The sequence below is a fragment of the Cupriavidus sp. OV096 genome (assembly GCF_900115455.1).
Lineage (GTDB): Bacteria > Pseudomonadota > Gammaproteobacteria > Burkholderiales > Burkholderiaceae > Cupriavidus.
In genome coordinates, this window is record NZ_FOWM01000005.1 from 372,969 (window position 1) to 384,351 (window position 11,383).

Genomic DNA, 11,383 nt, shown 5'->3' on the forward strand with positions numbered 1-11,383 from the left:
TCCAGCCCGGCGGGGGGCGTTCGGCCTTTTGCTTTTCCAGTTGAAGAAAACCCGACGAACACGGAGTGAAGAAAAATGAATCATCAGTCTCGACGCACGCTGATCGCCATTGCCATCGTGGCAATCCTGGGCGCCGGCGTGGCGACCTCGGTTCTGCGTCCCTGGCACGGCGGGGAAGCACAGGCCAACCCGGCACCGTCCGCCCCTGCGGTGGAAGTGGCGGCGGCTGTGGGGCAGACCATCACCGAATGGGATGAATTCTCGGGCCGCATCGAGGCCGTGGACCGCGTGGAGATTCGTCCGCGCGTCTCCGGCACCATCGACACGGTGCATTTCCGCGAAGGCTCCATCGTGAAGAAGGGCGATCCGCTGTTCACGATCGACCCGCGTCCCTATGCGGCCGAAGTGGCCCGTGCCGACGCCGCGCTGAACGCGGCCCAGGTGCGCGCCAGCCACGCGCAGAGCGAAAAGGTACGCGCCCAGCGCCTGCTGGATGACAACGCCATTTCGAAGCGCGAGTTCGACGAGCGCATCAACGCTGCCAGCGAGACCACCGCCGACGTGCGTGGCGCGCAGGCTGCGCTGGAAGTGGCGCGCCTGAACCTGAGCTACACGCGCATCGTTGCACCGGTTTCGGGCAAGGTGTCGCGTGCGGAAATCACGGTGGGCAACCTCGTGGCGGCGGGTGCGGCTTCGCCGCCGCTGACCACGGTGGTGTCGGTCTCGCCGGTGTACGCGAGCTTCGACGTGGACGAGCAGAGCTACCTGCGCTACACGGCGCCGGGCGCCGGCGGCGGCAAGAACGACCTGCCGGTGTTCGTCGGCCTGGCCAACGAGGACGACTACCCGCACAAGGGCAAGATCCACTCGGTGGACAACCGCCTCGATACGCGCAGCGGCACCATCCGCGTGCGCGCGGTGTTCGACAACGCCGACGGCCGCCTGCTGCCGGGCCTCTATGCCAAGGTCAAGCTCGGCGGCGGCACGCCGCACCCGGCGGTGCTGATCAACGACCGCGCCATCGGCACGGACCAGGGCAAGAAGTTCGTGCTGGTGGTGGACAAGGCCAACAAGCTGGTCTACCGCGAGGTGAACCTCGGGCCGTCGTTCGAAGGGCTGCGCGTGATCCGCAAGGGTCTGCAGCCGGGCGAGAACATCGTCGTGAATGGCCTGATGCGCGTGCGTCCGGGCGATACCGTGGCGCCGAAGCCGGTGGCCATGGCCTATCGCAGCGAACTCGAACCGCGTGGCACCACGCCGGACCGCAAGCAGGCTGCCGAGGACAAGGCGGGCCAGGCCGACAAGCCTGCCGAAGCCGCAGCGGCCAAGACCGTGAGCTGAGCACTACCCCGCAGTACGCACAGGTAGCTTAATTTTTTCTCCCTTGCAGCATATGGCGTCCGCTCCGGCGGACGGCCAGGGGGAGTGCTTTCGCCGAGACCAAGATGAATCTCTCGAAATTCTTTATCGATCGCCCGATCTTCGCGGGCGTGTTGTCGGTGCTGATCTTCCTGATCGGCGCCATCTCGATGTTCAAGTTACCGATCTCGGAGTATCCCGAGGTGGTGCCGCCGTCGGTGGTGGTGCGCGCGCAGTTCCCGGGCGCCAACCCGAAGGTGATCGCCGAAACGGTGGCTACGCCGCTGGAAGAGCAGATCAATGGCGTCGAGGACATGCTCTACATGAACTCGCAGGCCAACAGCGACGGCAACCTCACGCTGACGGTGACCTTCAAGCTCGGCACGGACCCGGACAAGGCCCAGCAGCTGGTGCAGAACCGCGTCTCGCAAGCCGAGCCGCGCCTGCCCGAGGACGTGCGCCGCCTGGGTATCACGACCGTCAAGAGCTCGCCCGACCTGACCATGGTGGTCCACCTGGTCTCGCCGAACGACCGCTACGACATGACGTACCTGCGCAACTACGCGCTGATCAACGTGAAGGACCGCCTTGCGCGGATCCAGGGCGTTGGTCAGGTGCAGATGTTCGGCGCGGGCGATTACTCGATGCGCGTGTGGCTGAACCCGGAGAAGATCGCCGAGCGCCATCTTGCCGCGTCAGACGTGGTCAAGGCCATCCGCGAGCAGAACGTGCAGGTGGCAGCCGGTGTGATCGGCCAGTCGCCGTCGCTGCCTGGCACTGACCTGCAACTGTCGGTGAACGCGCAGGGCCGTCTGCAGACCGTCGAGGAATTCGGCGACATCGTCGTCAAGACCTCGTCCGACGGCGTGGTGACCTACCTGAAGGACATCGCCCGCATCGAACTCGGTGCGTCGGAGTACGCGTTGCGCTCGCTGCTGGACAACAAGTCCGCCGTGGCGCTGCCGATCTTCCAGGCACCGGGCTCCAACGCCATCCAGATCTCGGATGACGTGCGCAAGACCATGGCCGAGCTCAAGGAGAACATGCCGGAAGGCGTGGACTACAGCATCGTCTATGACCCCACGCAGTTCGTGCGCCATAGTATCGAGGCCGTGGTTCACACGCTGTTCGAGGCCATCGCGCTGGTGGTGCTGGTGGTGATCCTGTTCCTGCAGACCTGGCGCGCGTCGATCATCCCGCTGCTGGCGGTGCCGGTGTCGATCGTCGGTACCTTCGGCCTGATGCATGCGTTCGGCTTCTCGATCAACGCGCTGTCGCTGTTCGGCCTTGTGCTGGCCATCGGTATCGTGGTGGACGATGCGATCGTGGTGGTGGAGAACGTCGAACGGAACATCGAGGAAGGACTCTCGCCGAAGGAGGCCACCTACAAGGCCATGCGCGAAGTGAGCGGCCCGATTATCGCCATCGCGCTGACGCTGATCGCCGTCTTCGTGCCGCTGGCCTTCATGACGGGCCTGACCGGCCAGTTCTACAAGCAGTTCGCGCTGACGATCTCGATCTCGACGATCATCTCGGCCTTCAACTCGCTGACGCTGTCGCCGGCGCTGTCGGCCCTGCTGCTGCGCGGCCATGATGCGCCGAAGGACTGGCTCACGCGTGGCATGGACAAGGTCTTCGGCGGCTTCTTCAAGCGCTTCAACCGGTTCTTCCACCGCAGCTCCGATAACTATGGCCGCGGCGTGACGGGTGTGATCCGTCGCAAGGGTGCGGTGTTCGGCGTCTATGCCGTGATGCTGGTGGCGACGTGGGGCGTGTTCCAGATGGTGCCGAAGGGCTTCGTGCCGGCGCAGGACAAGCAGTACCTGGTGAGCTTTGCCAAGCTGCCGGACGGCGCCACGCTGGACCGTACGGAAGACGTGATCCGCCGCATGTCGGATATCGCCCTCAAGCATCCGGGCGTGGAATCGGCCATTGCGTTCCCGGGCCTGTCGATCAACGGCTTCACCAACAGCCCGAGCGCCGGCATTGTGTTTGTCTCGCTCGATCCGTTCGATCAGCGCAAGAGCAAGGAGTTGTCCGGCGATGCCATCGCAGCGGATCTGAACAAGCAGTACGGTGCGATCCAGGACGCGTTCATCGCCGTGTTCCCGCCGCCGCCCGTGCAGGGCCTGGGCACCATCGGCGGTTTCAAGCTGATGATCGAGGATCGCGCCGCGCTGGGTTATGACGCGCTGTTCGATGCGACCAATGCGTTCATGGGCAAGGCACGCGCCACGCCGGAGCTGGCTGGCATCTTCAGCAACTACCAGGTGAACGTGCCGCAGCTCGACGTGCAGCTGGACCGTACCAAGGCCAAGCAGCTCGGCGTGCCGGTGACGGACGTGTTCGATACGCTGCAGACCTACCTTGGCTCGGCGTACGTGAACGACTTCAACAAGTTCGGCCGTACGTATCAGGTGAAGGTGCAGGCAGATGCGCAGTTCCGCGCCCATGCCGAGGACATCCTGCAACTGAAGACCCGCAACGTGAATGGCGACATGGTGCCGCTGTCCTCGCTGGTCCAGGTGAAGCAGGGCTTTGGCCCGGACAGCGTGGTGCGCTACAACGGCTTCACGGCCGCTGACATGAACGGCGGTCCGGCACCGGGCTTCTCGTCGGGTCAGGCGCAGGCTGCAGCCGAGCGCATCGCCGCCGAAACGCTGCCGAAGGGTATCAAGTTCGAATGGACCGAGCTGACCTATCAGGACATCCTGGCCGGCAACGCGGGTGTGTGGATCTTCCCGCTGTGCGTGCTGCTGGTGTTCCTGGTGCTGGCAGCCCAGTACGAGAGCCTGACGCTGCCGCTGGCCGTGATCCTGATCGTACCGATGAGCCTGCTGGCCGCCATGACCGGCGTGTGGCTGACGCGTGGTGACAACAATATCTTCACGCAGATCGGTTTCATCGTGCTGGTGGGGCTGTCCGCGAAGAACGCGATCCTGATCGTCGAATTCGCACGGGAACTGGAGCACCACGGCCGTACGGTGGTGCAGGCCGCGATCGAAGCGAGCCGCCTGCGTCTGCGCCCGATTCTGATGACGTCGTTCGCGTTCATCATGGGTGTGGTGCCGCTGGTGGTGTCCTCCGGCGCTGGCTCGGAAATGCGTCATGCGATGGGCGTGGCGGTGTTCGCGGGCATGCTCGGCGTGACGTTCTTCGGCCTGTTCCTGACGCCGGTGTTCTACGTGGCGCTGCGCCTGTGGGCCACCCGTGGCCAGCGTAAGGCCGTGGCGAATGACGCCTCGGCTTCGCACGCGGTGGCATCGGCGGAATAAGCCAATCAGAGACATGAAAGCAAAAAGGGAACACATCATGATTGCGCAATTGACACGCACGCTGCCCCGCCTGGCCACACTGGCCGCCGCGCTGGTGCTGGCGGGCTGCTCGCTGGCGCCGACCTACAAGGTGCCCGAGACCGCCTCCGTGCCCGCGTTCAAGGAAGCGGAAGCGGCGCAGGCCGAAGGCGCGCAGTGGAAGACCGCCACGCCGGCCGAGGGCCAGCATCGCGGTGACTGGTGGAAGGTATTCGGCGATGCCGACCTGGACCGCCTGATCACGGCCGCCAACGGCAGCAACCAGGACCTCGCTGCCGCAGCCGCCCGGCTGAAGCAGGCGCGGGCCTTCATGGGCGCGACCGAGGCCGACCTCTATCCGCAACTGAGCGTCGGGCTCGATCCGACGCGTACGCAGGCGTCAGCCGCCTCGCAGGGCCTGCCTGACGGCACCCGTGTGTCGCCGCAGACCGTGTACAAGGCCCGTGCCTTCGCCAGCTACGAGCTGGACCTGTTCGGCCGCGTGGCCAGCAGTGTGAACGCCGCCCGGGCAGACACCCAGGCTGCCGAGGATCTGTATCGCTCGGTGCAACTCGCGCTGCAGGCTGACACCGCGCAGGCCTACTTCGCGCTGCGCACGCTGGATAGCGAACGCGAACTGCTGAACGCGACGATCAAGCTGCGCGAGGATGCGCTGTCGCTGCTGAAGAAGCGCTACGACGCCGGCGAGACTACCGACCTCGATCCGGCCCGTGCCGAAGCCGAACTGGGCACCGCGCGCGCGGACCTGGCCGGTATCGAGCGTCGCCGCGCCAATCAGGAGCATGCGCTGGCCGTGCTGACCGGCGTGCCGCCGGCGCAGTTCACGCTGGCTGCGCGGCCGTTCGACACGGCACCTGTGGCGGTGCCGGCCGGCCTGCCGTCGGAGCTGCTGGAGCGCCGTCCCGATATCGCCGCCGCCGAGCGGCAGATGGCGGCCGCCAACGCGCGGATCGGCGTGGCGAAGGCCGCGTTCTTCCCGCGTATCTCGCTGACCGCGCTGTTCGGCTTCGAATCGGCCGATCTGTCGAACCTGTTCAAGTGGTCGTCGCGTACGTGGATGCTGGGGCCGCTGATTGGCACGACCGTCGCGCAGACCGTGTTCGACGGTGGCCGCAACAGCTCCAATCTGGCCGGCGCCCGCGCCGCGCACGAGGAAACCGTGGCGTCGTACCGGCAGACCGTGCTGGTGGCCTTCCGCGAAGTGGAAGACAGCCTGGCCGACGTGCGCTGGCTGAGCCAGCAGGGTACGGCGCTGGACGGCGCGCTGGCCGGCGCCCGCCGCGCGCAGCGCATCTCGCGCAGCCGCTACGATGCCGGTGCGGTCGATTACCTGACCGTGATCGACGCGGACCGCACGGTGCTTCAGTCGCAGCGTGAGGCTAATCAGGTCGCGGGCCTGCGCGCAGCGGCGACGGTGTCGCTGGTGCGCAGCCTCGGCGGCGGCTGGGGTCCGCTGCCGGAGTCGGTGGCGGCCAACGGCACCGCGCAACCGGCGGCGCAACAAACCGCCCAGTAGCCTAGGCAGTAAGCGGCGTAACAAGTCGTAAGCCCCGGCAGGGGCACGCTGGCGCGAGGTATCCAGAGCACTACACTGGATGCATCGCGCCAGTTTCTTTTTGTAGCGGCGCCATGAAAGAGGAGGGCGCCATGCCATCGAGACTGCTTGTTGCCATGATGGCGGCCACCCAGTTGTCGCTGGGCATGCTGTGGCCCCAGTGGGCAGGCGCCCAGCCCTCGACCACGGGATCGATCGCGGTAGGCGGCTCGGCGCATGTGAAGGGGCCAGTCACGGTGCAGGGCACCCTGAGCGTGGACGGCAGCGTCTACGCAGAGGGTCCGATCACTGCTGCGTGGTTCTCCTCCCCGGGGCGCGGCTATCCGCCGCCGCCGGCGCGCCGCCTGCTCAAGGTGTTCCATGGGCCGTTGACGGTACATGGCACGATGGTGGTGCACGGCGACCTGCATGTCGATGGGCCGCTCACGGTCACCGGCCCGCTCGAGGCCGGCGGTGGCATCGACGCCGGCGGCCCGATGGTGGAGCGGCAGGCGCGCTAGGCCAGCCGGGCGATCCGTCCCGCCGCGAATGCTGCACAATGGCGGCTTCGTCGACTCCCGCAACTCGCCATGGCAAAAGGGGCAGCAGCCAGCCCGCAACTGGGCCTCAAGAGCATTGCAATGTTCGAAGCCGCCAAGGGCGCGCTCGTCATCCTGGCCGGCATCGGCCTCGTGGCGCTGCTGCACCGCGACGCGCAGGCACTGGCGGAAGCCATCGTCAGCCGCTTCCATATCAACCCGGCGAGCCGGTATCCCACCATCTTCCTGTCGCTGCTTGCCCATCCCACGGATGGGCGGCTCTGGGCCATTGGCGGCTCGGCCGCGATGTACGCGCTGATGCGGTTCACCGAAGCCTATGGCCTCTGGCGTGGGCGCGCATGGGGCAACTGGCTCGGCGTGTGGTCCGGCGGCATCTATATTCCGGTGGAGGTTTACGAGGCGATCCGCCATCCCACATGGCTCCATGTGGGGCTGGCCGTGGCGAACGCGCTCGTGGTGGCCTACCTCGTGATGGGGCTGGCGCGGCACCGCGTGACGTGACGAGCGCGCGCCAAAATCTGCTAAGGTAGACAGCAAGCCGCTTCGCGGCGCATTGCTGACTGATCGGAAGACTCTGATCCCACCCGAACACGAGACCATCATGATTCACGAAATCGCCCAGATCACCATCAAGCCCGGCATGGAGTCGCAGTTCGAAGGCGCTGTGGCGCAGGCCAAGCCGCTGTTCCTGCGTGCGCGCGGCTGCCACGGCATGAACCTGCGACGCTCGATCGAGCAGCCGTCGCAATACGCGCTCGTGGTGGCCTGGGAAACCGTGGAAGACCACATGGTCCACTTCCGCGAGTCCGACGACTTCCAGACCTGGCGCAAGCTCGTGGGCGACTGCTTTGCCGCGCCGCCCCAGGTGCATCACGTCACCACCGTGCTCTGACCCGGAGGTTGCGCATGGCGACACCCCAGGAGCGCCCACGGCATTTCTCGATGCTACGCGACCTGCAGCTGGCCGATTTTTTTACACTGGCCAACGCGGCGTGCGGAATGGGATCGGTATTTTTTGCCATGTACTACGTGGCCGAGCCGATGCTGACCTATTTCTACATCGCCGCGGCGCTGGCGCCGGCAGCCTTCATCTTCGATGTGCTCGACGGCCGTATCGCGCGCTGGCGCCACGCCCATTCGGCGCTGGGCCGCGAACTCGATTCGCTGTCTGACATCATCTCGTTCGGGGTGGGCCCGGCCACGCTGGCCTTCGCCGCCGGCATGCGCGGCGGCTGGGACCTCGCCGCGCTGATCTACTTCGTCTGCTGCGGCGTCAGCCGGCTGGCACGCTTCAACGTGACCGCCGAAACGCTGGCCGAGGGCACCGGCAAGGTCAAGTACTTCGAAGGCACCCCGATCCCGACCAGCGTGGTCCTGACCGGCATCCTGGCCTGGTGCGCCGCCGCTGGCCGCATCGGCGATGCCCTGCCCGCCGGCGCCTGGCTGATCGGCCCCGGCACCTTCCACCCGATGGCGCTGCTGTTCGTCCTGAGCGGCTCGTTCATGATCAGCAAGACGCTGCGGATTCCGAAGTTTTAGGGCGTTTTCGTCCTGCCGCCGGATGGGCTATACTTAGCTAAGAAGATTAGCTAGGATAAAAAATGCCAACCATCAACATGCATGAGGCCAAGAGTCAGTTGTCCAGGCTGGTGGATGCGGTCGAGTCCGGCCTGGAGACCGAAGTCATCATTGCCCGCAATGGGAAGCCGGCCGCGAGGCTGGTGCCGATATCGGCTTCGGTGGATGTGTCCAGGCGCATCGGCGGCGGCAGGGCGTTGTTCGGGGCGGTGATGGACGACACGACGCTGGCCAAGTTCAACGGAGTGGACGAGGACGTTGCCGCGCTCTTCTATGGGGAGCGTGAATGAGGCTGCTGCTGGATACGCACATCGCCTTGTGGGCGGCCTTCGATGCCCCCCAATTGCCGCCAGCCGCCGCCGAGTTGATCGCCAATCCCATCAACGACATCTTTGTGTCCACGGCCAGCCTGTGGGAGATTGGGATCAAGTCGTCCATCGGCAAGCTCGAACTCACGGCTACGCAAGCCTCGACTGTGTTCGACTTGTGTGGATACCGCTCCCTGGACCTGACCAAGCTGCATGCGCGCACGCTTGACGGACTCGCGCTGAATCCGAACCACAAGGATCCGTTCGACCGCATGCTGGTGGCACAGTCCCTGTCAGAAGGCATGACGCTGCTGACGGCGGATGCCAAGATGTCCGGCTACCATCCGGTGCTGGTCCGCATTGTGTGATCATCGCGATAAAAACAACCAGGAGATTCGGCGATGCAAGACAAGACGGTGCAAGGTATGTCCCGGGCCCGGCTGGAGCGGGTCGAGCAGTTCCTCGATACCAACTACGTATCCAGCGGCAAGCTGCCCGGCGCGCTGGTCCAGGTGTGGCGGCGCGGCGAAGTCGTGCTGAATTCCGTGCTGGGCGTGGCCGACCGCGAGCGGCAGACGCCGCTGGCCGAGGATTCGATCTTCCGCATCTACTCGATGACGAAGCCGATCACCTCGGTGGCGATCATGATGCTGGTGGAGGAGTGCAAGATCGCCCTCGATGATCCTGTCAGCAAGTACATCCCGTCCTGGGAGAACCTCGGCGTTTATGCGGGCGGCTATATGGATAGCTTCCAGACCCGGCCGGCCAAGCGCCAGATGCTGGTGGTGGACCTGCTGCGCCATACGTCCGGCCTGACCTACGGCTTCCAGCAGAACAGCAATGTCGATGCCGCCTACCGCAAGCTGAAGATTGCCGACCGGACCACCGAGGGCACGACGCTGGACGACATGGTCGAGCAGTTGTCGAAGCTGCCGCTGGAGTTCTCGCCCGGCGAGGCGTGGAACTACTCGGTTTCCACCGACGTGCTGGGCTATCTGGTCGGCAAGGTCAGTGGCATGCCGTTCGAGAGCTTCGTCAAGCAGCGCATCCTCGATCCACTGGGCATGGTGGACACCGCGTTCCACGTGCCGGAAGACAAGGTCTCGCGCTTCAGCGCCTGCTATGCCGTGGGCGTGCTTGGCTCCAAAGTGGTGTCCCAGGACCGTCCGACACTGCAGGACGACCCGCGCACCAGCCCGTACCTGAAGCCGCCCACGCTGGTTTCCGGCGGCGGCGGGCTCGTTTCCACGGCCGCCGACTACCTGCGCTTTTCGCGCATGCTGCTGCAAGGCGGTGAACTCGATGGGGTGCGCCTGCTCGGCCCCAAGACGCTGGCGCTGATGACCGCCAACCATCTGCCGGGCGGGCAGGACATCCCGCGCCTGTCGCGCTCGATGTTCAGCGAGGCCACCTACGATGGGGTGGGCTTCGGTCTCGGCTTCGCCACCACGGTCACGCCGGCGAGCACGCTGATGCCGGGCAGTGCGGGCGACTTCTTCTGGGGCGGCGCCGCCAGTACCTTCTTCTGGGTCGATCCCCAGGAAGACCTGATCGGCGTGTTCCTGACGCAGCTGCTGCCGTCGTCCGCGTTCCCCGTGCGGCGCCAGTTGCGGACGCTGGTCTATAGCGCGATCACCGAGCCCGGCCCCGCAGCACGTGGCAGGGGCTAAGCCGCCCCCGCGCGCAACTCGGCCCGCACCGAGTGCGCGCGCCGGTGCGCCCCGGGCGGCAGGCCGGTGTGCTTGCGCACCACGGAGCGGAACGCTGACATATCCTGATAGCCGCACTGCTCGGCAATCGCCGTCAGGCTCAGCGTGGTCACCTCCAGCAGATGGCAGGCGCGTTCCGCGCGCAGCTTGTGCAGGAACTGCAGCGGCGACATCCCCACCGATTTCATGAAATGCCGCAGCAGCGTGCGCTCGCTGGTGGCGGCCACCGCTGCCAGCCGCGCCAGGTCGTAGGGATCGGCCAGATGCTGTTGCAGGTGCCGGCGGGCGCGTAGCACCACGCTTTCTCGGGGCGCGTCGCCAGCGCGGAGCCATATCTTCAGCGCCGCGCCGCGCTCGGGCTGGTCCAGCAGGGTATTGCCGACGGTGCGGGCCAGCGCGTCGCCGGCCATGCGCGCCACGGCCCGCTGCATCAGCACGTGGATCTGCTCCATCGCGCGCGCGCTGAGCAGGTTGCCGCTCTCCACGATGGCCTGATCGGCCGGCAGCCGCCGCGCCGGCTCCCCGGCGCGCATCCAGTTCCCGATCAGCCACGGCACGGCCAGCCGCCACGGCTTGGGCAGTGTCAGGCCGACCAGCAGCGCCACCGCCGTGAATGGCGCCACCAGCAGCGCGCCGTTGGCCGCCGCCGCCGCGATGGCCGCGCGCTCGGCATCGATCTTTGATAGCAGCAGTTCCAGCCCGGCGATATGGTCGAACAGCGGCGGGCCGATCACGACCATGCTGTCGCTGTCGGCCTGCGCGAGGGCGTCCAGCCCGACCACCTCGGCCCGCATGACCTCGGCGGCGGCGCGCCAGCGATCGGGCTCGGCTGCTGCGATCCGCCACTGGAAGGGCGTGGCGTGGCCGCGCCGCCGTGGCTGCATGGAGGCGAGCGTGTTCGCGATCATCAGCGTATCGGCCGCCACGGCCAGCGTGGAGACCGCCACGGCGGGATAGCAGATCAGATAGACGATGGTCATCGGAGCGGGGGCGGCGCCGCATGGCGGCATTGCCACCAATT

The 11,383-nt window shown here is 66.4% G+C and carries 11 protein-coding genes; 10 read left to right on the forward strand and 1 reads right to left on the reverse strand.

Features of this window, described 5'->3' with window-relative positions; translation table 11 throughout:
* Positions 1 to 75 precede the first annotated feature (75 nt).
* The 10 genes from BM115_RS14660 (at position 76) to BM115_RS14705 (ending at position 10,323) form a co-directional block, all read left to right on the forward strand.
* Positions 76 to 1,341 (forward strand): efflux RND transporter periplasmic adaptor subunit, encoded by a 1,266-nt coding sequence (locus BM115_RS14660; RefSeq protein WP_092295002.1) that lies wholly within the window; start codon positions 76 to 78, stop codon positions 1,339 to 1,341.
* A gap of 104 nt (positions 1,342 to 1,445) precedes the next feature.
* Positions 1,446 to 4,634, forward strand: coding sequence for an efflux RND transporter permease subunit (locus BM115_RS14665; RefSeq protein WP_092295004.1), 3,189 nt, complete (start codon positions 1,446 to 1,448; stop codon positions 4,632 to 4,634).
* Positions 4,635 to 4,671: 37 nt separating this feature from the next.
* On the forward strand, positions 4,672 to 6,189 hold the full coding sequence (locus BM115_RS14670; RefSeq protein ID WP_092295006.1) for an efflux transporter outer membrane subunit: 1,518 nt from the start codon (positions 4,672 to 4,674) through the stop codon (positions 6,187 to 6,189).
* A gap of 131 nt (positions 6,190 to 6,320) precedes the next feature.
* The gene (locus BM115_RS14675; RefSeq protein ID WP_255370826.1) at positions 6,321 to 6,728 is read left to right on the forward strand and encodes a hypothetical protein; all 408 of its coding nucleotides are present in this window, start codon (positions 6,321 to 6,323) and stop codon (positions 6,726 to 6,728) included.
* Positions 6,729 to 6,797: 69 nt separating this feature from the next.
* Positions 6,798 to 7,268: a DUF2127 domain-containing protein gene (locus BM115_RS14680; protein WP_092295008.1), complete on the forward strand. Its 471-nt coding sequence runs from the start codon at positions 6,798 to 6,800 to the stop codon at positions 7,266 to 7,268.
* 100 nt (positions 7,269 to 7,368) lie between these two features.
* Positions 7,369 to 7,659, forward strand: coding sequence for an antibiotic biosynthesis monooxygenase family protein (locus BM115_RS14685; RefSeq protein WP_092295010.1), 291 nt, complete (start codon positions 7,369 to 7,371; stop codon positions 7,657 to 7,659).
* A 14-nt stretch (positions 7,660 to 7,673) separates the two neighbouring features.
* The gene (gene pssA, locus BM115_RS14690; RefSeq protein WP_092295012.1) at positions 7,674 to 8,306 is read left to right on the forward strand and encodes a CDP-diacylglycerol--serine O-phosphatidyltransferase; all 633 of its coding nucleotides are present in this window, start codon (positions 7,674 to 7,676) and stop codon (positions 8,304 to 8,306) included.
* Between the two features lie 62 nt (positions 8,307 to 8,368).
* A complete protein-coding gene (locus BM115_RS14695; RefSeq protein ID WP_092295014.1) occupies positions 8,369 to 8,635 on the forward strand; it encodes a type II toxin-antitoxin system Phd/YefM family antitoxin in 267 nt (88 codons plus the stop codon).
* Complete coding sequence (locus BM115_RS14700) at positions 8,632 to 9,021, forward strand: type II toxin-antitoxin system VapC family toxin (protein WP_092295016.1); 390 nt, start codon at positions 8,632 to 8,634, stop codon at positions 9,019 to 9,021. Before BM115_RS14695 ends, BM115_RS14700 begins: the two co-directional genes overlap by 4 nt.
* Before the next feature lie 33 nt (positions 9,022 to 9,054).
* On the forward strand, positions 9,055 to 10,323 hold the full coding sequence (locus tag BM115_RS14705; protein ID WP_092295018.1) for a serine hydrolase domain-containing protein: 1,269 nt from the start codon (positions 9,055 to 9,057) through the stop codon (positions 10,321 to 10,323).
* On the opposite strand, the gene BM115_RS14710 is transcribed toward BM115_RS14705, so the two are convergent.
* Entirely contained in the window at positions 10,320 to 11,342 is a 1,023-nt protein-coding gene (locus BM115_RS14710) for a helix-turn-helix domain-containing protein (protein ID WP_092295020.1), read from the reverse strand. The two genes, BM115_RS14705 and BM115_RS14710, sit on opposite strands and share 4 nt — an antisense overlap.
* Between the last annotated feature and the right edge of the window lie 41 nt (positions 11,343 to 11,383).

Excerpts from the sequence above, each read along its gene's own strand:
- BM115_RS14660 (WP_092295002.1), top strand. The coding sequence starts at position 76 with ATGAATCATCAGTCTCGACGCACGCTGATCGCCATTGCCATCGTGGCA.
- BM115_RS14665 (WP_092295004.1), top strand. The coding sequence starts at position 1,446 with ATGAATCTCTCGAAATTCTTTATCGATCGCCCGATCTTCGCGGGCGTG.
- BM115_RS14670 (WP_092295006.1), top strand. The coding sequence starts at position 4,672 with ATGATTGCGCAATTGACACGCACGCTGCCCCGCCTGGCCACACTGGCC.
- BM115_RS14675 (WP_255370826.1), top strand. The coding sequence starts at position 6,321 with ATGCCATCGAGACTGCTTGTTGCCATGATGGCGGCCACCCAGTTGTCG.
- BM115_RS14680 (WP_092295008.1), top strand. The coding sequence starts at position 6,798 with ATGGCAAAAGGGGCAGCAGCCAGCCCGCAACTGGGCCTCAAGAGCATT.
- BM115_RS14685 (WP_092295010.1), top strand. The coding sequence starts at position 7,369 with ATGATTCACGAAATCGCCCAGATCACCATCAAGCCCGGCATGGAGTCG.
- pssA (WP_092295012.1), top strand. The coding sequence starts at position 7,674 with ATGGCGACACCCCAGGAGCGCCCACGGCATTTCTCGATGCTACGCGAC.
- BM115_RS14695 (WP_092295014.1), top strand. The coding sequence starts at position 8,369 with ATGCCAACCATCAACATGCATGAGGCCAAGAGTCAGTTGTCCAGGCTG.
- BM115_RS14700 (WP_092295016.1), top strand. The coding sequence starts at position 8,632 with ATGAGGCTGCTGCTGGATACGCACATCGCCTTGTGGGCGGCCTTCGAT.
- BM115_RS14705 (WP_092295018.1), top strand. The coding sequence starts at position 9,055 with ATGCAAGACAAGACGGTGCAAGGTATGTCCCGGGCCCGGCTGGAGCGG.
- BM115_RS14710 (WP_092295020.1), bottom strand. The coding sequence starts at position 11,342 with ATGACCATCGTCTATCTGATCTGCTATCCCGCCGTGGCGGTCTCCACG.